Source organism: Methylobacterium sp. 22177 (genome assembly GCF_052045615.1).
Lineage (GTDB): Bacteria > Pseudomonadota > Alphaproteobacteria > Rhizobiales > Beijerinckiaceae > Methylobacterium > Methylobacterium radiotolerans.
The window spans coordinates 75,540-95,180 of sequence record NZ_JBQEPK010000001.1 but is presented as its reverse complement, the minus strand read 5'-3'; the positions used below and the strand labels follow the sequence as shown (position 1 = coordinate 95,180).

General features: G+C 71.2%; 22 protein-coding genes and 1 pseudogene. 7 read left to right on the top strand and 16 right to left on the bottom strand.

All coding sequences use genetic code 11. The features are described from left to right. Positions 1 to 6 precede the first annotated feature (6 nt). On the bottom strand, positions 7 to 711 hold the full coding sequence (locus ACTJK8_RS00510) for an SDR family NAD(P)-dependent oxidoreductase (RefSeq protein ID WP_024827889.1): 705 nt from the start codon (positions 709 to 711) through the stop codon (positions 7 to 9). 63 nt (positions 712 to 774) lie between these two features. Continuing rightward, positions 775 to 1,263 carry a nucleoside deaminase gene (locus ACTJK8_RS00505; RefSeq protein ID WP_012317099.1) on the bottom strand — a complete coding sequence of 163 codons (489 nt, stop codon included), beginning with the start codon at positions 1,261 to 1,263 and terminating at the stop codon, positions 775 to 777. A gap of 146 nt (positions 1,264 to 1,409) precedes the next feature. Here ACTJK8_RS00505 and ACTJK8_RS00500 point away from each other — a divergent pair, with 146 nt between their 5' ends. The 4 genes from ACTJK8_RS00500 (at position 1,410) to rsmD (ending at position 4,346) form a co-directional block, all read left to right on the top strand. Next, a complete protein-coding gene (locus ACTJK8_RS00500) occupies positions 1,410 to 1,601 on the top strand; it encodes a CsbD family protein (RefSeq protein ID WP_012317098.1) in 192 nt (63 codons plus the stop codon). 77 nt (positions 1,602 to 1,678) lie between these two features. Further along, positions 1,679 to 1,855 (top strand): DUF1328 domain-containing protein, encoded by a 177-nt coding sequence (locus tag ACTJK8_RS00495; RefSeq protein WP_012317097.1) that lies wholly within the window; start codon positions 1,679 to 1,681, stop codon positions 1,853 to 1,855. Positions 1,856 to 1,986: 131 nt separating this feature from the next. Next, on the top strand, positions 1,987 to 3,792 hold the full coding sequence (locus ACTJK8_RS00490; protein WP_012317096.1) for a pseudouridine synthase: 1,806 nt from the start codon (positions 1,987 to 1,989) through the stop codon (positions 3,790 to 3,792). Continuing rightward, a complete protein-coding gene (gene rsmD, locus ACTJK8_RS00485; RefSeq protein WP_012317095.1) occupies positions 3,789 to 4,346 on the top strand; it encodes a 16S rRNA (guanine(966)-N(2))-methyltransferase RsmD in 558 nt (185 codons plus the stop codon). The genes ACTJK8_RS00490 and rsmD overlap by 4 nt, the downstream gene beginning before the upstream one ends. Positions 4,347 to 4,353: 7 nt before the next feature. Here rsmD and ACTJK8_RS00480 read toward each other — a convergent pair whose 3' ends face one another. The 4 genes from ACTJK8_RS00480 to ACTJK8_RS00465 form a co-directional block, all read right to left on the bottom strand. Further along, positions 4,354 to 4,728, bottom strand: a complete 375-nt coding sequence (locus tag ACTJK8_RS00480; RefSeq protein WP_043072900.1) for a cupin domain-containing protein — start codon at positions 4,726 to 4,728, stop codon at positions 4,354 to 4,356. A gap of 55 nt (positions 4,729 to 4,783) precedes the next feature. Beyond that, positions 4,784 to 5,224: a helix-turn-helix domain-containing protein gene (locus tag ACTJK8_RS00475; RefSeq protein WP_043072899.1), complete on the bottom strand. Its 441-nt coding sequence runs from the start codon at positions 5,222 to 5,224 to the stop codon at positions 4,784 to 4,786. Between the two features lie 396 nt (positions 5,225 to 5,620). After that, positions 5,621 to 6,559 (bottom strand): alpha/beta fold hydrolase, encoded by a 939-nt coding sequence (locus ACTJK8_RS00470; protein ID WP_012317092.1) that lies wholly within the window; start codon positions 6,557 to 6,559, stop codon positions 5,621 to 5,623. Next, positions 6,556 to 7,095, bottom strand: coding sequence for a phasin family protein (locus ACTJK8_RS00465; RefSeq protein ID WP_440761355.1), 540 nt, complete (start codon positions 7,093 to 7,095; stop codon positions 6,556 to 6,558). Before ACTJK8_RS00465 ends, ACTJK8_RS00470 begins: the two co-directional genes overlap by 4 nt. A gap of 218 nt (positions 7,096 to 7,313) precedes the next feature. Between ACTJK8_RS00465 and ACTJK8_RS00460 the strand changes: the two genes are divergently transcribed. Further along, positions 7,314 to 8,966, top strand: coding sequence for an AMP-binding protein (locus tag ACTJK8_RS00460; RefSeq protein ID WP_012317090.1), 1,653 nt, complete (start codon positions 7,314 to 7,316; stop codon positions 8,964 to 8,966). A 40-nt stretch (positions 8,967 to 9,006) separates the two neighbouring features. On the opposite strand, the pseudogene ACTJK8_RS00455 reads toward ACTJK8_RS00460, so the two are convergent. The 8 genes and pseudogenes from ACTJK8_RS00455 to ACTJK8_RS00420 all read right to left on the bottom strand — a co-directional run bounded on the left by ACTJK8_RS00455 (position 9,007) and on the right by ACTJK8_RS00420 (position 17,141). Then, a pseudogene (locus ACTJK8_RS00455) lies at positions 9,007 to 9,764 on the bottom strand (SDR family NAD(P)-dependent oxidoreductase). 185 nt (positions 9,765 to 9,949) lie between these two features. Then, on the bottom strand, positions 9,950 to 11,896 hold the full coding sequence (gene mutL, locus ACTJK8_RS00450; protein ID WP_076729226.1) for a DNA mismatch repair endonuclease MutL: 1,947 nt from the start codon (positions 11,894 to 11,896) through the stop codon (positions 9,950 to 9,952). A gap of 59 nt (positions 11,897 to 11,955) precedes the next feature. Further along, complete coding sequence (locus ACTJK8_RS00445; protein ID WP_012317087.1) at positions 11,956 to 12,309, bottom strand: hypothetical protein; 354 nt, start codon at positions 12,307 to 12,309, stop codon at positions 11,956 to 11,958. A gap of 145 nt (positions 12,310 to 12,454) precedes the next feature. Further along, entirely contained in the window at positions 12,455 to 13,441 is a 987-nt protein-coding gene (locus tag ACTJK8_RS00440) for a branched-chain amino acid ABC transporter permease (RefSeq protein ID WP_024827894.1), read from the bottom strand. Between the two features lie 20 nt (positions 13,442 to 13,461). After that, positions 13,462 to 14,349, bottom strand: a complete 888-nt coding sequence (locus ACTJK8_RS00435; RefSeq protein ID WP_012317085.1) for a branched-chain amino acid ABC transporter permease — start codon at positions 14,347 to 14,349, stop codon at positions 13,462 to 13,464. 28 nt (positions 14,350 to 14,377) lie between these two features. Continuing rightward, the gene (locus ACTJK8_RS00430; protein ID WP_440761354.1) at positions 14,378 to 15,595 is read right to left on the bottom strand and encodes an ABC transporter substrate-binding protein; all 1,218 of its coding nucleotides are present in this window, start codon (positions 15,593 to 15,595) and stop codon (positions 14,378 to 14,380) included. A 93-nt stretch (positions 15,596 to 15,688) separates the two neighbouring features. Next, positions 15,689 to 16,429 carry an ABC transporter ATP-binding protein gene (locus tag ACTJK8_RS00425; RefSeq protein WP_440761353.1) on the bottom strand — a complete coding sequence of 247 codons (741 nt, stop codon included), beginning with the start codon at positions 16,427 to 16,429 and terminating at the stop codon, positions 15,689 to 15,691. Beyond that, a complete protein-coding gene (locus tag ACTJK8_RS00420) occupies positions 16,422 to 17,141 on the bottom strand; it encodes an ABC transporter ATP-binding protein (RefSeq protein ID WP_373866298.1) in 720 nt (239 codons plus the stop codon). Before ACTJK8_RS00420 ends, ACTJK8_RS00425 begins: the two co-directional genes overlap by 8 nt. A gap of 250 nt (positions 17,142 to 17,391) precedes the next feature. On the opposite strand from ACTJK8_RS00420, the gene ACTJK8_RS00415 reads away from it, so the two are divergent. Both ACTJK8_RS00415 and ACTJK8_RS00410 read left to right on the top strand, forming a co-directional pair. Further along, positions 17,392 to 18,270, top strand: coding sequence for a 2-dehydro-3-deoxygalactonokinase (locus tag ACTJK8_RS00415; RefSeq protein ID WP_024827898.1), 879 nt, complete (start codon positions 17,392 to 17,394; stop codon positions 18,268 to 18,270). Further along, positions 18,267 to 18,902 carry a 2-dehydro-3-deoxy-6-phosphogalactonate aldolase gene (locus ACTJK8_RS00410; RefSeq protein ID WP_029359143.1) on the top strand — a complete coding sequence of 212 codons (636 nt, stop codon included), beginning with the start codon at positions 18,267 to 18,269 and terminating at the stop codon, positions 18,900 to 18,902. Before ACTJK8_RS00415 ends, ACTJK8_RS00410 begins: the two co-directional genes overlap by 4 nt. 136 nt (positions 18,903 to 19,038) lie before the next feature. Here the strand turns inward: ACTJK8_RS00410 and ACTJK8_RS00405 are convergent, their stop codons facing one another. Both ACTJK8_RS00405 and ACTJK8_RS00400 read right to left on the bottom strand, forming a co-directional pair. Continuing rightward, positions 19,039 to 19,281 (bottom strand): hypothetical protein, encoded by a 243-nt coding sequence (locus ACTJK8_RS00405; RefSeq protein WP_012317079.1) that lies wholly within the window; start codon positions 19,279 to 19,281, stop codon positions 19,039 to 19,041. A 143-nt stretch (positions 19,282 to 19,424) separates the two neighbouring features. Further along, positions 19,425 to 19,598, bottom strand: coding sequence for a hypothetical protein (locus tag ACTJK8_RS00400; protein WP_012317078.1), 174 nt, complete (start codon positions 19,596 to 19,598; stop codon positions 19,425 to 19,427). Between the last annotated feature and the right edge of the window lie 43 nt (positions 19,599 to 19,641).

The following is a 19,641-nucleotide window of genomic DNA, read 5'->3' as shown; positions in this document are numbered from 1 at the left end:
GCGGCGTCAGAACCGTTCCGTCCAGGGACGCAGTTCCAGCTCGGAGGTCCAGACGCTTCGGTCCTGACGCAGGAGGTCGCGATAGGCCCGGGCGATGGCGTCGGGATCGAGGTGGCTGTCGGGCGCCTCCGGCGGCTCGCCGCCGCGGGCCGGATTGCGGATCGCGCCGTCGATCACGATGTGGGCGACGTGAATGCCCCGGGGCTGCAGTTCGCGAGCGAGGCTCTGGCCGAGTCCCCGCAGGGCGAACTTCCCCATGGCGAACGGCGACGACTCGGCGAAGCCCTTCACGCTCGCCGACGCGCCGGTCAGCAGGATCGCGCCGTGGCGGCGCGGCAGCATCCGGCGCGCCGCGGCCTGCGCCACCAGGAATCCGCCATACGCCGACACCATCAGGGCCCGGGCAACCGCGTCCGGATCGAGGTCGGCGACCGGGCCGCGGAGGCGGCCGCTCGCGTTGTAGACGACGACGTCCGGGGGGCCGCCGAGCGCGGGTTCGAGGCGGGCGAACAGGGCCTCGACCTCCGCGGGCTGGCTGGCGTCGCAGGCGTGGACCGCCGCGCCCGTCTCGGCCGCCAGCGCGGCGAGCTTGTCGACGTTCCGGGCGGCGAGGCCGACCGCCATGCCGTCGGCCGCAAGCACGCGCGCGAGCGACGCGCTGAGGCCGGAGCCTGCCCCGACGATCAGGGCTCTTGAATAGGTCGGGATCATCGTGCCCTCCTCCGCTGGCCCGCCCCGGGCCGATAGGAACCTTTTCGGTCGCCGGTCATCACGTCAGTCCCGGCGTTGCGCGAAGAACGCCCTGAGCAGGGCCGCCGCCTCGCGCTCGCGGAAACCGCCGTAGACTTCCGGCGCGTGGTGACAGGTCGGCTGGTCGAAGACGCGCGGCCCGTGCTCGACCCCGCCCCCCTTCGGATCGGCCGCGCCGTAGTAGAGCCGCCGGATCCGGGCGAAGGATATCGCGCCGGCACACATCGGGCACGGTTCCAGGGTGACGTAGAGATCGCAGCCGACGAGGCGCTCGGTGCCGAGCGTGGCGCAGGCCGCGCGGATCGCCAGGATCTCCGCATGCGCCGTCGGATCGTGCAGTTCGCGCGGCCGATTGTGGGCGACCGCCAGGACGGTCCCGTCCCGGACCACCGCGGCGCCGACCGGGACCTCCCCGGCCGCGGCCGCGGCGCGGGCGGCCGCGAAAGCGTGATCGAGCGCGGTCAGGCTTCCGGACGCTTCCGCCCTGGCCGGATGGATCGGATCGGCAGCCAAGCTGTTCTCATCCCACTGACGCGACGGGCATCGGGCAGCGGGCTCGCCTGATCCAGGTCAATGTTAAGGCCTGGAACATTCCGCCGACCGTGACCGTTTCAGGAACCAGTGCGGCGTCGCCGCAGATCGAGCAAGAGGACAACGCCATGAGCAGCACCACCGACAAGATCAAGGGCGTCGCCAACGAGGCCCTCGGCAAGGCCAAGCAGGGCATCGGCGACGTGACCGGCAACGACAAGCTCAAGGCCGAGGGCGCCGCTCAGGAGCTCAAGGGCAAGGCCCAGGGCACGGTCGGCGACGCCAAGAGCGCGGTGAAGTCCGCCACCGACAAGCTCTGATCGTCGAGCGCGACCGGAACGGAACCCGCCGCGCGCGGGTTCCACAACTGAACCGACCCGAATAACGCGAGGATGCCATGATCGGTTGGGCTGTCACGTTTCTCGTCGTCGCTCTCGTGGCGGCGCTCCTCGGTTTCGGCGGCATCGCCGGCACGGCGATGGAGGCGGCCAAGATCGTCTTCTTCGTGGCGATCGCGCTGTTCCTGATCTCCGCCGTGTTCGGTGTGATGCGCGGGCGTTCGCCCAGGCTCTGACGCCGACGGGTCCCCGACCCGCGATCCGGTCTTCGAGGCGGTCCCAGCGGGCCGCCTCTTTGCGTTGAGGGCACCTGCCCCCGTGCACAACCCGTCTCGCCTGTCGAGACCGGCTCTGATAAGCGGCAAGCATGAGCGACTTGCCGAACGACGATAAGCCGGAGGGGACCGCCCGTCCGGCCCCCGAGTCAGCGCGCACCGAGGGTTGGGCGCCGCCGACCGATGCGGGCCGCGCCGACACCGAGGGCGACGGGTCCGCCAAGTCCGCCGCGAAGAAGGCCGCCCGAAAGGCCAAGCCGCAGCCTCCTCAGCAGACGGTCCCTGCGCCGGAGCCCGAACCCGCCTCGTCCGCCGACACCGAGGGCCTGATCGAGACGCCGCCCGGCGAGCGCATCGCGAAGGCGATGGCTCGGGCTGGCATCGCCTCGCGGCGCGACGCCGAGACGATGATTGTGGCCGGACGCGTGAGCGTCAACGGCGAGACGCTGACGTCCCCCGCCCGCAACGTCACCGAGAACGACCGCATCCTGATCGATGGCGAGCCGATGCCGTCGCGGGAGCGCAGCCGCCTGTGGATCTTCCACAAGCCGCGGGGCGTGGTGACGACCGCCCGGGATCCGGAGGGCCGGCAGACGGTGTTCGACGTGCTCCCGGAGGATCTACCCCGGGTCGTGGCTGTCGGACGGCTCGACATCAACACCGAGGGGCTGCTGCTCCTCACCAACGATGGTGGGCTCGCCAAGGTGATCGCGCATCCTGACACGGGCTGGCTGCGCCGCTACCGGGTCCGCGCCCACGGCGACACCGATCAGGCCCAACTCGACCGGCTGGCCAAGGGCGTCACCATCGACGGGATGGAGTACGGCCCCGTCGAGGCGACGCTCGACCGGGTGCAGGGCGACAACGTCTGGCTGACACTCGGCCTGCGCGAGGGCAAGAACCGCGAAGTCAAGCGCATCCTGGAGCATCTCGGGCTCTCGGTGAACCGGCTGATCCGGCTCTCCTTCGGGCCGTTCCAGCTCGGCGACCTAGAAGTCGGTCTGGTCGAGGAGGTGCGGACCCGCGTGCTCAAGGATCAGCTCGGCAAGAGCCTCGCCGAGCAGGCCGGCGTGGATTTCGACAGCCCGGTCCGCGAGCCGATCGCGCCGTTCGGCGGCACCCGCCCGGCGGATCGCGATGCCAAGTCCGCGCAGCCGGCGCCGGCCCGGCGCAACGCCGCGCGTCCCGCGCCGGCGCCGCGCGTTTCGACCGGAGGCGCCGGTCCCGGACCGCGTAGCTCCACGTGGCGCGATGAGGACGCGGCGAAGCCCCGGGGCACGCGCGTGCCCCGGCGCGGCGCGGATCCCCGGACCGCACAGGCGGCCGCGGCGGAACGCGGCCGCGAGCGCGTCGGCTCGATCCGCGCCGGTGAGCGCCGGGTCGTCGTCGAGCGGCTGTCCGCCACACCGGCGGAGCCGGCCCCCGTCGCCAAGCCGAAGCGCCGCTTCGCCGACCGCGGAGCGCCGGAGCGACAGGAACGCCCCGCCGGTCCGCGCAACGAGCGCCGCGGCGACGAGCGCCCGCGTCGCGAGACCGCGCGGAGCGACGCACCGCGTGACGAGCGGCGATTCGACGAGCGCGGCGGCAAGTCCGGAGGACGGCGCGAACGGACGTTCGAGGCCGGGCCGACCGAGGGGACGTCGCGCAAGCCGGGCGGGTTCCGCGGCTCGAAGCCGGCCGGCGCTGGGGGCAAGCCCGCGTTCGGCGGCCCGAAGACGGGGGCGCCGCGTCCCGGCGGAAGTCGCCCCGGTGGCAAGCCCGGCGGATTCACCGGTAAGGCGGGCGGCCAGGGCACGCGCAGCGGCCCGGGCGGCGGCCCGAGCGCGGGCGGCCGTCCCGGTGCGCCGCGCGGCGGCGCCCGGCCCGGCGGCGGCAGGCCGCCCCGCGGGACGCGATGAGGATCGTCGGCGGCGCGTGGCGGGGCCGCCGGCTTGCCGCGCCGCGCACCGACGCCATCCGGCCGACCTCGGACCGGCTGCGCGAGTCGGTGTTCAACGTGCTCGCGCACGCCTATGACGACGCCGTGGCCGGCGCCCGGGTCCTCGACCTGTTCGCCGGCACGGGCGCCCTCGGCTTCGAGGCGCTGTCGCGGGGCGCGACCTACGCCCTCCTCGTCGACGAGGGCGCCGAGGCGCGCGCGGTGATCCGCGAGAATATCGAGGCCCTCGGTGCCGAAGGCGTGACGCGCCTGTTCCGGCGGGACGCGACCCGCCTCGGCCCGGCTTCCACAGCGGGCACCTTCTCGCTGGTCTTCTGCGATCCGCCCTACGGCCGCGATCTCGCGCCCCGCGCCCTGAGAAGCGCCGCCGAGGGCGCGTGGCTCGCGCCGGGGGCTCTCATCGTCGTCGAGGAAGTCGAGGCCGCTCAGCTCGTCTGGCCGGCCGGCTTCGCGGAGCTGGAGCGGCGCGTCTACGGCGACACGGCCGTAGCGATCGCCCGATTCGCCGCCTGAATTGCCCCTAGTCCCGAATGCTCGGGGTCGGATCCGCAGCGCCGACCTGGGGCCCGAAATGGATCGCCAGCCAGACGGTGGGCGAGTCGGTCCACTCGACACGGTGCCGACGATGGGGCGTGATCAGCACGGCGTCGCCCGCGACCAGGCGACGGGCCTGAGCCTCATCGGCGAACCGCAAGTCGGCCGCGCCCGTCAGGACAGCGACCCATTCGGCATGCGGCTGGTCGTAGTAGAAGCCCGGCGGGCTCGCCTGACCGGTTGAGACGATGCGCTCCACCCGCAGGCCCGCATCCGAGACCAGGACCGACACGATCTCGTCGTCCGCCCGGAGCGGCAGATCGGCGAGCAGACGGGTCACGCGTGTCGGGAGTGGATCCATGACCCCGCCTGGAGGGCTCGCGTGACGCCGGTTCGGCGCCAGGCGACGCCGCATGTCATGCGCTGCGCGACGGGCCGGGCGCCTGCGCTGCCGCCTCGTCCGCCGACCGGGTATGGCCGATCCGCGCCGCGGACTTCACGAGCGAGAGCACGTCGCGGCGCATCTGATCGTCGGCAATCTGATTGTACGCCCGGAGCAACTCGACGGCGCCGGCAACGCGCAGGAGCGCAGGACCGCTATCGGTCGTCGCCTCGGGCTCCGGCTCGAAGAAGCTCGAGACCGGAACCCCGAGCCGCTCGGCGATGGCCTGGAGGCGACCGGCACCGACACGATTCTTACCGGTCTCGTATTTCTGGACCTGCTGGAAGCTGACGCCCAGCGCGCTGGCCAGCGCGGACTGGCTCAGCCCGTTCGCCGCCCGAAGGAACGCGATGCGGCTGCCGACCCCGTGATCGATGGCTGTGGTCTGCTTCGGCTTGGGGGTTGGGTTCGCCATAGTTGGTAGTCCGGATGTTCTTGCTGTTGGCAGGCTTGCTCGCCCGGATCCGGGGCGCCAATCACAACCGACAGGTGCAACATTGCGCGGCCAAGATCCAGACCTGACATCTGTTAGTGCCACAGGTCAGACGCGCGCGCAACGAATGGTTACGCTTTCGAAATCTTAGGTCCGGAAGACCGCGATCCGGGCCCTCCAATGCCCGCCAGCGGAACAACTCAAATACCATGCCTAGTCAAATATAAGTGAGTGGGATCGGCCAAAAAATCACTTTCTAAGACTGTAGGGCGCGATCGGGTTGCCTACGCCGCGCTCGCCCATGGCGCCGATCCCTTCGAAGCCTGCGTGATGGGAAACGGTCGATTCACGGCGCGACGCCGCGCGATGCCGGCGGACTTACGCCGCCGGGCCGAGCCAGTCGGCGACGATTCGCAACTGCTCGTCGTCGAGCAGCGCCGGCGCGTGGCCGCAATCGGGGATCTCGACACGCCGCGTCGGCGGTCCCCGCCGGGTCATCTCGTCGGCGGTCGAGGCGAGGAGCAGTTCCGAGTGCGCACCGCGCAGGAGCAGGACCGGACAGGTGATCGCGTCCCAGTCGCGCCACATGCTCACGCTGTAGACGCGGCCCGGACGGAACGCGTCGCCGATGCCGGGATCGTAGTGGGGCCGCCAGCCGCCGTTCGGCTCCTGGAAGAAGCTGTGCTTGGCGATGTGTCGCCACTGCTCGTCGGTGAGCGGCCCGAAGGCACCCAGCACCGTGCGCAGGCGCGACTCGCCCGATGCGAGGTTGTGGTGGAGCCGGGGCGCGTCGCGCAGGCGCGATCCGATCTCGCGGATCGGCGCCCAGGGCAGGAACGGGCCGATATCGTTGATCACCATGCGGCGGATCGGGGACCGGGCGGCGGCGGCCAGGACCATGCCGGTCAGGCCACCGAGGGAGGTGCCGACCCAGTCGATCTTCCCGGGAACCCGGAGATGGGCGATGAGCGCGGCCATGTCGGCGGCGTATTGCGGCAGGCCGTAGAGTTCCGGATCCTTCAACCAGCCGCTCAGGCCGCGCCCGGGCAGGTCCGGGCAGATCACCCGGTAGCCGAGCTTCGCCAGCCGGTAGCCCAGGGCGTCGAAATCGCGGCCCTGGCGACTGAGGCCGTGGACGCAGACGACGACGTGCGGGCTGTCCGGGTCGCCCCACTCCACGTAGGCGATGCGGTGGAAATCGTGGGGTGCGTAGGCCTGGAAATGGCCGGTCCGGAACGGCACGTCGGCGCGGCTCAGGTCGTCGAGCCGCGGCATGGTCTCGGGTCCGGTATCCGGCGCCGCGGTGCCGGCGGTCACGGGGTCTCCATGCGCGCGGCAGCCTCGCGGGCGAGACGGCCGGTCGTCTGGTGGAGGTCGACCATCTGGTCGGTCAGCCGACGGGCCTGCTCCTGCAGGAACGCGATGTTCAGCGCCGCGACCTCGCGGGCGTCGGCCGCCTTGGCGACGCGGTCCGCGAAGTCCAGGCTCGCGCGGACATTGGTGTCGGACGCGACGAGCATCCGGTGACCGATCTCGCGCATCGCAGCCATGGCATGGACGGCGTTGTCCTCGAAGGCGTTGTAGAGCCGGGCGCCGGCGGCATCCCACTGCTCGCGCATCCGGCGAGCACCCGCCACGTTGCTGTCGGTGAGCTGGTGCGCGGTCTCGCGGCTGGATCCCATCACCGAGCGCCAGCCCTCGAAGCTCTGCGCCATCGACGCCTCGAAGGCATTCAGAGCCATCTCGCCCGCCTCGGCGAAGCGCTCGTACGCCTCGCGCGCGCGGGCGACGCCGCTCTCGGCCACGGCGCGGCCGGTCTCCCCGGAAATCGTCGGCAGGTTGTCGTTCCCCACAATGGTCTCCCGGATGGGCCGGTCGCACGCGGCCTCGACGACGCATGGCTGGGATACGGGCATCCGCCAGCGCCGTTCCCCCGTCAACCGGGCCCTGTAACAGAATCCGCCCCCGGCCCACATCGTCCCGGCGACCGCGATTGACAGGCGGGGCGGCCGCGAAATCATCGTCGCGCGGAGCGCACGCCACGCCCGCCGCCCGATCAGAAGGCTGCACGATGACGGGAACCCGTCCGACCCGAGCCGAACTCCGTGAGAACGGCTCCCACCCGTTCGAGGCCGGGCTCGCGCGCCGGGCGGCCAACTACGTGCCCCTGACCCCCGTGAGCCTGCTGGCGCGGGCCGCCGCCGCGGCGGGCGCGCGGACCGCCGTGATCGACGGCGACCGGCGCCTCACCTACGCGGACCTCTACGCGCGCTGCCGGCGCCTGGCCGCGGGCCTCGCGGCCCGGGGGATCGGGCCGCTCGACACCGTGGCGATCCTTGCGCCGAACGTCCCGGAGATGATCGAGGCGCATTTCGCCGTGCCGATGCTCGGCGCGGTACTGAACCCGCTCAACACCCGCCTCGACGCAGCGACGATCGCGTTCTCGCTGCGGCACGGGGGCGCCCGGGCGCTCCTCGTCGAGGCCGAGTATGCCGGTCTGGCCGCGCGCGCCCTGGCGGATCTCGCCGAGCCGATCCTCGTCGTGGCGATCGGCGATTCCGGGATCGACGGGGCGCTGTCCTACGGGGATCTGCTGGCGGAGGGCGATCCGGACTACGCCTGGGCCGGCCCCGAGGACGAGTGGCAGTCGCTCTGCCTGCTCTACACGTCGGGGACGACCGGCGACCCGAAAGGCGCCGTCTACAGCCATCGCGGCGGCTATCTTCAGGCCCTGGGCAACGCCGTGACCTTCGGCCTGACCGGCGAGAGCGTGTATCTCTGGACGCTGCCGATGTTCCACTGCAGCGGCTGGTCCTACCCCTGGGCGAGCGTCGCGGCCTGCGCCACGCAGGTTTGCCTCCGCAAGGTCGAGCCGGCGGCGATCTTCCGGCTGATCGCCGAGCACGGGGTGACGCATCTGTGCGGGGCGCCGATCGTCCTCTCGATGATCGCGCACGCCCCGGCCCAGGACCGGGTGCCGTTCCCACAGCGGGTGCGCTGCGCGGTCGGCGGCGCGGCGCCGTCCTCCACGATCATCCGCACCATGGAGGAGCTGGGCTTCCAGGTGACTCATCTCTACGGCGCCACCGAGAGTTACGGTCCCGCGACGGTCTGCCTGGCGCAGCCGGACTGGACCGACCTCCCCGATACCGAGCGCTACGCCCGCATGGCCCGGCAGGGCGTGCCCCTGGCGACCCTCGAGGCGGTGAGCGTGGCCGACACCGCGACCGACGTGCCGGTGCCGCGGGACGGCACGACGGTCGGCGAGATCCGTCTGCGCGGCAACACGGTGATGAAGGGCTACCTCGGCAACCCGGGGGCGACCGAGGCGGCCCTCGCCGACGGCTGGTACCGGACCGGCGACCTCGCGGTGTGGCATCCCGACGGGTCGGTGGAGATCAAGGACCGGGCGAAGGACATCATCATCTCGGGCGGCGAGAATATCTCCAGCCTGGAGGTGGAGGAGGTGCTCATGCGCCACCCCGCAGTGATGCTGGCGGCCGTCGTGGCGCGGCCGGATCCGACCTGGGGCGAGAGCCCGTGCGCGTTCCTGGAGGTGAAGCCCGGCACGAGCGTGCCGAGCGAGCAGGAGTTGATCGCGTTCTGTCGCGAGCACATGGCGCGGTTCAAGGTGCCGAAGACGGTCGTGTTCGGGCCGTTGCCGAAGACTTCGACCGGCAAGATCCAGAAATTCGTCCTGCGCGAGCAGGCGCGGGATCTCTGACCCGCGTCGGACCCGAGGACGAGCTCGTCCGGGGCGATCGCTATAGGCCGGAGACGAGGTGGCCGCCGTCGACCGCCAGGACGCTGCCGGTCATGTAGGCGCCGGCCTCCGAGGCCAGGAGCAGGAGCGGTCCGTCGAGCTCGGCCGCCTCCCCGAGCCGGCGCTGCGGGATGCGCCTGATCAGCGCCCGGCCGGCATCGGACTCGAAGAAGGCGTCGTTCAGCTCGGTCTTGATGTAGCCCGGCGCGAGGGCGTTCACCCGGATCCCGTAGCGGGCCCATTCGAGCGCGAGGCTCTTGGTGAGCTGGACCACAGCCGCCTTCGACGTGGCGTAGGGCGCGAGCCCGCCGGTGACGCGCAGCCCGAGGATCGACGCGATGTTGACGATGCTGCCGCCCGCGCCGTGCCGGACCATGCGCCGGCCGGTGGCCTGGGCGACCTGCCACACGCCCTTGAGGTTGGTGTCGAGCACCGCGTCCCAGTCGGACTCGGCAAGGTCGAGGGCCGGCTTCGTCGCCGTCACGCCGGCATTGTTCACCAGCACCGCCACCGGTCCGAACCGTTCCTCGGCGNGCGCTCGACGCTCGCGGCGTCGGTGACGTCCATGACGACGGCGTGGGCTTCACCGCCCGCCGACGCGACGCGGGCGACGGTCTCGGCGAGGGCATCGGCCCGGCGGGCGCCGAGCGACAGGCGCGCACCGGCGCGTGCCAGGGTTCCTGCGAAGTGACGGCCGAGGCCGCTGGAGGCGCCGGTGACGAGGACGTGGCGGCCGGCGAGGTCGAACGGGCCCGCCATCTCAGCGCACCGCGGCGAGGGCCGAGGCGACGCGCCGCGTGGCGGCCCGGCACGCGCCGGTGATGACGGGATCGGTCATGGCTCTGCCCCCCCCTGAACGCGCCGCCGCCCTTGGACTGCGGCGTCGAAACCTGTTGTGGACCGGCGCCGTCCGGTCCGCCAGCCGGGCCGGTGCGCCCGCCCGCTCAACGACGTCCGAACAGCCGCTCGATGTCAGCGAGCTTCAGCTCGATCGAGGTCGGGCGCCCGTGATTGCACTGTCCGGAATTGGGCGTCGCCTCCATCTCGCGCAGGAGGGCGTTCATCTCCTCCGGCCGGAGGCGGCGCCCGGCCCGGATCGAGCCGTGGCAGCTCATGCGCGACAGGATCGCGTCGAGACGCCGCCCGAGCGGGCCGCCCTCCGTCGCGGCGACGCCGCTCTCCTCGTCGCCGCTGGCCTGCAGGGCGTCGAGAATGTCTGTGACGAGATCGCGCGTCGAGGCACCGATCAGCGCGGCCGGCACCTCGCGCACGAGCACCGCCCCCGGCCCGAACGCCTCGATGGACAGGCCCAGCCGGTCGAGATCCGGGGCGGCCGCGACGAGCCGGTCGGCCTCCTCGGGGCTCATCTCGACGACGTCCGGGATCAGGAGCCCCTGCCGGGCGATGCCGCCGGCTTCCCGCTCAGTCTTCATCCGCTCGTAGACGAGGCGCTCGTGGGCGGCGTGCTGATCGACGATCACGAGGCCGTCGCGGGTCTGGGCGAGGATGTAGGTCTCGTGGATCTGCGCGCGGGCGGCGCCCAGTGGATGATCGAGCGCCTCCGCGACCTCGTCGGCGACGCGGGTATCGGCCTGGGGCGGGGCCGCCACGGCGACGGACTCAGGCCCGCTCCAGACGGCCTGAGCGGACTCGCCGAAGCCGGCCGGCTCGACCCGCGCCGGCTGCGGCGCCGGCCGCCACGCTGTGGACGGACGGTAACCGGACGGCGCCGCGACCGAGGGCGCGCCGCTGGGGAACGGGCCGGGACGGGTCGGCCGGAACAGGCTCGGTGCGGTGGCGCCGCTGTGGGTCGCGAGCGGTGGGCCGGCCGGCCGCAGGGCGTCGAGTGTCCGCGCGGCGCCCGTGGTGGCCGAGCGGGCACCACCGCGGCGCAGGGCGTCGTGGATCGCGCTCACGATCAGCGCCCGCACGAGGCCCGGCTCGCGGAAACGCACCTCGGTCTTGGCCGGGTGGACGTTGACGTCGACGAGGCCCGGGTCGCACGCGACGGTCAGGCCGAGGACCGGGTGCCGGTCGGACGCCAGGGTATCGGCGTAGGCGCCGCGGATCGCCCCGAGCAGGAGCCGGTCGCGCACCGGGCGGCCGTTCACCGCGAGGTGGATGTGGGTCGCCGCGCCGCGGTGGTAGGTCGGCAGGCCGACATGGCCGGTCACCGCGAAGCCCTCCCGGGCCAGGGAAACCGGCAGGGCGTTGGCGAGGAAGTCCTGTCCCAGCACCGCGGCGAGCCGGCGCAGCTCCGCTTCGGCTCCGGTCTCGGCCGGCAGGACCAGGGGCTGCCCGGCATCCGCCCTCAGGGTGAAGCGGATTCCGGGCTGCGTCGCGGCGAGGCGGCGCAGCGTCTCGGCGATGGCGGCGTTCTCGGCCCGGTCCGACTTGAGGAACTTGAGCCGCGCCGGAGTGGCGGCGAAGAGTTCGGTCACCTCGATCCGGGTGCCGCGCTGGGCCGGCGCCGGGAGGGCCTGACCCTTCAGCCCCGCCTCGACCGTCAGGCTCGCCCCCGCCTCGGCCTCCGGCGTCCGCGTGACGATGGCGAGCCGCGACACCGCGCCGATCGACGGCAGGGCCTCGCCGCGGAAACCGAGGGTGTCGATCGCCGTGAGGTCGCCGCCCGGGAGCTTGGAGGTGGCGTGCCGCTCGACCGCGAGGTCGAGATCGTCCGGGGTCATGCCGCGGCCGTCGTCGACGACCCGGATCAGCCGGCGCCCTCCGGCCTCGACGGTGACCTCGATCGCCCGGGCCCCGGCATCGATCGCGTTCTCGACCAGCTCCTTCACGGCCGAGGCCGGGCGCTCGACCACTTCGCCCGCGGCGATGCGGTCGACGAGCACGGGATCGAGGCGGCGGACGGACGGCGCGGACAGGGATGTCATCGGCGCGCAGGATAGTCCCTGCGCGGCGACGATCCAATCGCGGCGGCCGAGCCGTCTCTTCAGGCGCGGCGCTGCGACCCGCCCAGGGAGATGCGGCCGGTGCCGCCGCGCGCGCCGCGGCTCGCCGCCGCCACGGGACGGCGGGACAGGTCGTAGAGGACGTTTCCGACGAGGCCCGCGGTCCGCCGCAGGGTCGCGCCCTCGCAGGTCGCGGCGACGCGGACGCCGATCGCGTGGGTGTGGCTGCGGCCGTAGAGCCAGACGGCGAGTCGGGCGCGGGTCGCCTCCGGGATCCCGTCGAGCAGGAACGCGGCCCCCTCCGGATCGGCCTTGATCAGGCGGCCCACCACGTCCGGCTCGACCGGACAGTCGAGGGCGGGATCGTCGATGCTGAGCGTTCGATCCTGGTTCATGGCAGCCCCTGACAGTGCGGAGCCGTCAGGGTGGGCAGTCTTGGTTAACGAAAGCTCACCAGGGGTTGTGAGCCTTCATACCCTGGTGCAGGTCTCGACAGCGGCGTTGCGGCGGTGCAACCGGCACCTGCCCGGAAGCCCGACCCTAGAGCGGCCGGCGGATCATCCGGGCGATCAGTCCGACGATGCCCTCGCGGAACAGCAGCACGCAGAGCACGAAGACGCAGCCCTGGATGATCGTCACCCAGGCCCCGAACTGCGCGAGGTACGTCTCCATCGTGACGATCACCAGCGCGCCGACGATCGGACCGAACACCGTCCCCATGCCACCGACGAGGGTCATGAGCACCACCTCGCCCGACATCGACCAGTGCACGTCGGTGAGCGAGGCGAGCTGGAAGACGATCGCCTTGGTGGAGCCCGCGAGCCCGGCGAGCGTCGCCGAGAGGACGAACACGGCGAGCTTGTACTGGCTGGCGCGGTAGCCCAGCGAGATCGCCCTCGGCTCGTTGTCGCGGATCGCCTTCAGCACCTGCCCGAAGGGCGAGTGGATGATCCGGTAGATCAGCAGCATCCCGGCCATGAACACCACGGCCACGACCGCGTACATCACCCGGTCGTCCGCGAGGCTGATCGCGCCGAACAGGTTGCCGCGCGGCACCGCCTGGATGCCGTCCTCGCCGCCGGTGAACTTCGCCTGCAGGGAGAAGAAGAACACCATCTGGGCGAGCGCCAGGGTGATCATCGAGAAGTAGATGCCCTGCCGGCGGATCGCCAGGGCGCCGAAGACCAGCCCAAGCAGCGCGGCCGTGACCGTGCCGGCGAGGATCGCCAGCTCGGGCGTGAAGCCCAGGCTCTTAGCCGTGTAGGCGCAGAGGTAGCTCGCCATGCCGAAATAGGCGGCGTGGCCGAAGGAGAGCAGGCCGCCGTAGCCGAGCAGCAGGTTGAAGGCGAGCGCGAACAGCGCGAAGCACAGCACCTTCATCAGGTAGACGGGGTAGAGGACCAGCGGTGCTACGACGAGCAGCACGGCGATACCGACGAAGATGAGGCGGTGGAGCGCCTTGTCGTCCCGGCTCGTCGGCAAGGCGGCGGCGATCGGGGCGGCGTCGAGGGCGGCGGTGTCGGCCATGGGGGTGCCTCAGATCGCGATCAGGCCGTGCGCCCGAACAGGCCGGCGGGTTTGACGAGCAGCACCAGCACCATGATCACGAAGATCACGGTGGCCGACGCCTCCGGATAGAACACCTTGGTGAGCCCCTCGACGAGGCCCAGGGTGAAGCCCGTGATCACCGAGCCGATGATCGAGCCCATGCCGCCGATCACCACCACGGCGAAGACCACGATGATGATGTCGGCGCCCATGTTGGGATTGACCGAGTAGATCGGCGCCGCCAGCACCCCGGCGAAGCCCGCGAGCGCGACGCCGAACCCGTAGGTCAGCGTCAGGAACAGCGGCACGTTCACCCCGAAGGCCTGGACCAGGGTCGGGTTCTCGGTGGCGGCCCGGAGGTAGGCGCCCAGCTTGGTCTTCTCGATGACGAGCCAGGTGGCGATGCAGACGGTGAGCGACGCCACCACCACCCAGGCCCGGTAGTTCGGCAGGAACATGAAGGGCAGGCGCTGACCGCCGGACAGCTCGGCCGGGATCGCGTAGGGCAGACCCGAGACGCCGTACTGGTTGCGGAAGAGGCCCTGGATGATCAGCGCGAGACCGAAGGTGAGCAGCAGGCCGTAGAGGTGATCGAGCTTGTAGAGCCGGGCGATCAGCACCCGCTCCAGCACGATGCCGAACGCGCCCACCACGATCGGGGCGAGCCCCAGCGCCCACCAGTAGCCGAGTCCGACGTAGGTGAGCAGCATCCAGGCCACGAACGCGCCCATCATGTAGAGCGCGCCGTGGGCGAAGTTGATGATGTTGAGGAGCCCGAAGATGATCGCGAGCCCCAGCGACAGGATCGCGTAGAACGAGCCGTTGATCAGGCCGAGCAGCAATTGCCCGAAGAGGGCCTGCGTCGGCACACCGAAGATCGTGGTCATGGCCGTTCTCCGCGCCCCGATCCCACCGTCAGCCCTTCACCAGCGGGCAGTTGCCCTCGTTGAGCGGCCGGAAGACCTGGTCGCCCGGGATGGTCTCGAGCTTCTTGTAGAGGTCCCATTCGCCCTTCGACTCGGCGGGCTTCTTGACCTCGAACAGGTACATGTCGTGGATCTTGCGGCCGTCCGCGCGGATCACGCCCTTGCCGAAGAGCGGGTCGTCGGTCGGCATCGCCTTCATCTTGGCGACCGTGGCGGCCCCGTCGGCGGTCGACTTCAGCTCGGCCACCGCTTTCAGGTAATGGAGCACGTCCGAGTAGACGCCCGCGTGGTTCGCGGTCGGCTTCGAGGCGTTCTTCATCTGCTTGGCGAACCGGTCCGAGAAGGCGCGGGTCTGATCGTTCAGGTCCCAGTAGAACGGCTCCGTCAGGACCAAACCCTGGGCGACCTTGGTACCCAGCGAGTGCACATCCGACGAGAAGACCAGGAGGCCGGCGAGTGCCTGCCCGCCCTCGGTGATGCCGAACTCACCCGCCTGCTTGATCGCGTTGATCGTGTCGGTACCGGCATTCGCCAGCCCGATCACCTTGGCGCCCGACCCCTGCGCCTGCAGCAGGAAGGACGAGAAGTCGGAGGTCGGGAAGGGCGTCTTCACCGAGCCGATGACCTTGCCGCCGTTCTTGGTGATCACCGCGCTGGTGTCGCGCTGAAGGGTCTGGCCGAAGACGTAGTCGGCGGTGAGGAAGAACCACGTGTTGCCGCCGCGCTTGACCATCGCGCCGCCGGTGCCGTTGGCGAGCGCCACGGTGTCGTAGACCCAGTGGACCGTGTTCGGCGTGCATTGCGGCCCGGTGAGATCCGCCGTGCCGGCGCCGGTGTCGATGAAGACCTTGTTCTTCTCCTTGGTGACCTGGCTGATCGCCAGCGCCACCGAGGAGGTCACCCCGTCGGTGATCATGTCGACGGCGTCGCGGTCGTACCATTGGCGGGCGATCGCCGCGCCGACATCCGGCTTGTTCTGGTGGTCGGCGGAGACGATCTCGACCTTCAGACCGTGCTGCTCCGGCTTGAAATCCTCGACGGCCAGCTTCGCGGCGACCACCGAGCCCTCGCCGCTGATGTCCGAATAGGCGCCCGAGCGGTCGCCCAGGATGCCGATCTTCACGTTCGTCTGCGCGGCCGCAGTACTCATCATCAGGGCACCTGCGAGGGCAGCGAGGGTCACGGGCCGGGCGATGCGTCCGAACATTTCGTTTCCATCCTCCAGCGGCGCGGCGGATCTCCGCCGGCCGAGTATCGGGGCGCCGTTTTCTGGCGCTTCTACGGTTTTCGCGTACGGGATTCAGACGCCGAGATAGGCGTGCAGCTTGTCGATATTGGCGTCAAGCTCGGCATTGGGGATCATGTCGACCACCCGTCCCTGCTCGATCACGAAATGCCGGTCCGCCAAAGTCTGGGCGAAGCGGAAATTCTGCTCCACCAGAACGATGGTATAGCCCTGGGACTTCAATTGCTGGATGGTCCGGCCGATCTGCTGGACGATGACCGGCGCCAGACCTTCCGTCGGCTCGTCGAGCAGGATCAGCTTGGCGCCGGTGCGCAGGATGCGTCCGATCGCCAGCATCTGCTGCTCGCCGCCCGAGAGCTTGGTGCCCTGGCTGCCGGCGCGCTCCTTGAGATTCGGGAACAGCGTGTGGATCTCCGCCACCGACATGCCGCCGGGCTTCACCCGCGGCGGCAGCATCAGGTTCTCGTGGACCGTCAGGCTCGCGAAGATGCCGCGCTCCTCCGGCACGTAACCGATTCCGAGCCGCGCGATGTTGCGCGAGGCCATTCGGACCGTCTCGACGCCGTCGTAGACGATCGAGCCCGAACGCTTGCCGAGGATGCCGATGATCGCCCGCAGGGTCGTGGTCTTGCCGGCGCCGTTGCGGCCGAGCAGCGTGATCACCTCCCCTGCGCGCACGTCGATGTCGATGCCGTGGAGGACGTGGCTCTCGCCGTACCAGCCTTCGAGGCCGCGGACGGTCAGCAGCGCGCCGGTCGCGGCCGCCGGAGGTACCTTGAGAGCCGCCTCAGGCATGTCCCGCCCCGATATACGCTTCGACCACGCGCGGGTCCTTCGAGACCGTGGCGTAGTCGCCCTCGGCCAGCACCTGGCCGCGGGCCAGCACGGTGATCCGATCCGACAGGGAGGCGACCACGGAGAGGTTGTGCTCCACCATCAGGATCGTCCGATCCTTCGAGACCCGGCGGATGAGGGCCGCGGTCCGGTCAACGTCCTCGTGGCCCATGCCGGCCATCGGCTCGTCGAGCAGCAGCATCTCGGGATCGAGGGCGAGCGTCGTGGCGATCTCCAGCGCGCGCTTGCGCCCGTAGGAGAGTTCGACCGCCAGCACGTCGGCGAAGTCCGAGAGGCCCACCGCCTCGACGAGGGCGAGCGCCTCGCCGTTCAGCGCGCGCAGGACCCGCTCGGCCCGCCAGAAGTCGAAGGAATCGCCGCGCCGCCGCCGCTGCAGGGCGATGCGGACATTCTCCATCACCGTCAGGTGCGGGAACACCGCCGAGATCTGGAAGGAACGCACGAGACCGAGACGGGCGACGTCGGCCGCCTTCAGACCGGTGATGTCGCGATCCTTGTAGCGGATCGTGCCCGCGGTGGGGATCAGGAACTTGGTCAGCAAGTTGAAGCAGGTGGTCTTGCCGGCGCCGTTCGGCCCGATGAGGGCGTGGATGGTGCCGCGTTCCACCTGCAACGCCACGCCGTTGACGGCCCGGAATCCGCGGAATTCCATCGTCAGGCCATCGGTCGCCAGGATTACATCCCGTGCCAAGCGTGTCCCTCCCGGGTTTGATTTCTTGCCGCCATATCGCCGATCCGCGACGGCACAGTCCATCGCAAACGCTCGTGGCGGCGCGACAATCCCCCGGGAGTGATATCAGTCGCGGCCCGTGTCATGCGGTCGGCGGGACCGTGCTTGACCGCGCCGCGGCTCCCACTTAACTCAGACAATTCGAGACCATGGTCGTTAGAGGGATTTCAGCATGGTCGGTCGCGCGGCCTACATCGCCGTCGACTGGGGCACGACGAACCGGCGGGCCTTCGCCATGTCGGAAGCGGGAACCGTCCTCGACAGTTTGGGCGACGACCGCGGCATCCTTGCCCTGACGCCCGACGCGTATCCGGGGGAGATCGCGGCCCTGCGCGCGCGGTTCGGGGCGCTTCCCATCATCGCCGTCGGCATGGTCGGCTCCAACCGCGGCTGGCAGGCGGCGCCCTACGTGGCCGCGCCGGCGACCCTGGCCGCCCTGGTCGATGCCTGCCTGGAGCCCGCCCCCGACGTCCGGATCGTTCCGGGGGTGGCCCTGCGGGACGGTGCGCGTCCCGACGTCATGCGGGGCGAGGAGATCCAGGTCTTCGGAGCGATCGGAGCGGGGGCGGCGCCCGCGACGGCCCTGTTCTGCCAGCCCGGCACGCACAACAAGTGGATCGAGACGGTCGACGGGGCCATCACCGATTTCACCACCGTGATGACCGGGGAATTCTTCGCCCTCCTCCGGACACACGGCATCCTGGCGGGAACCCTCGACGGCGCCGTCGAGGACGGGACGAGCTTCCGCGCGGGCGTCCGCCGCGGTCTCGCGTCCCGGAACCTCGCCGCTACCCTGTTCGAGGTCCGCTCGGGCCTGCTGCTCGAACGGCTCGGGCCCGGCGATGCCGCCGCCCATGCCAGCGGCATCCTGATCGGCGCCGATCTCGGCACCCGGGACGACCTGCAGCGGCGCCCGGTCCACCTGCTGGGCGGCGGCCACCTCGCGGCGCTCTACGCGGCCGCCATCACCGAAGCGAACGGGGATCCGGTGATCGTCCCCGACGGTTCAACCACGGCCGGTATCCACGCCATCTGGAGTCTGCGGGCATGACGATCCTCGAGCGGTTCGAGGCGGCCTTCGTGGCCTGCCCGCTCGTCGCGATCCTGCGAGGCCTCACGCCGGACGAGGCACCGGATGTCGGCGAGGCCCTGGTCGGAGCCGGGTTCACCCTCGTCGAGGTGCCCCTCAACTCGCCCGACCCGCTGCGGAGCATCGCCGTGCTCGCCGAGCGCCTGCACGGGCGGGCGCTGGTCGGGGCCGGCACGGTCCTGACCCCGTCGCAGATCGGCGAGGTCGCCGCCGCCGGCGGGACCCTCGTGGTGTCGCCGAACGTCGATCCGGCCGTCATCGGCGCGACGGTCGCGGCGGGACTCGTCTCGCTACCGGGCTATCAGACCCCCACCGAGGCCTTCGCGGCCCTGGCGGCCGGCGCCACCGCGCTGAAACTGTTTCCGGCGGACGTCGCGACGCCGCTGGCGCTCAAGGCGCATCGCGCGGTCCTGCCGCCGGACACGCGGGTCCTGGCCGTCGGCGGGGTGATGCCCGAGAGCATCGCGGGCTGGCGGCAGGCGGGTGCCGACGGATTCGGGCTCGGGTCCAATCTGTACCGGCCCGGCAAAGCGGCGGCCGACGTCGCCCGCGACGCCGCGACCTACGTGGCGGCGTTCGAGCGCTCGATCTGAGAACACGGTCGGCTGTCCGCCCGAAGGTCGGCTCGTACGGTCGCAGCCGCCCGAACACGCCTGCGCGACGGGTCTATCGAAGGATCAGTGATAACCGGTCGCGGTCGGCCACGTCGCCGGCAGGAGAGGCGCCGCGCTATCGGCGATTCGCGATCTCGCGTGCCGGCCGCTCGGACCGGTCGACGACCGTCCGGCAGGCACCGCTCAGCGCCCCCCGCTTCTCGCGCAGGCAGAGGGTGATCGCTCCCGCGTTCGGGATCTGTGCCGCGCACAGGCGCATCACGTCCGGCGTGCAGGCAGCCCGGTCGGCGCTCGTCTCCGCCAGCGTCGGTGACGCGCCGACGAGGACGGCGACCAGAGCGAAGGGGGCAGATTTCATCGCGGTAGGTCTCCTGAGCGGATCGGGTGCAGCGAGCGGCCAAGCCTCGGCGTCCGGCGAGAACGCCGAGGCCGGAGAAGATATCCCGTCGTGCTTGTTTCAATCTGACGCAGGGCGTCGCCAGTGGCCCGGGACCGGCACCCTCACGGCCGTCCGGCCGGTAGGATCGCTCCGGTCGTCGCGGGCTCGACCAGAGCTGCGCCGACGACCGCCTGTGTTTTCTGACGATCGAGCTTGTCCGCCGAGACGAGCGCGGCAGCGATCAGGGCCGACACTGCCAGCGTCGCCTTCACCACATCCCAGACCCGCGCCAGCATGGTCGAACCTCAACGGCGTCATCGAATGCGAGCGGCGGATCCG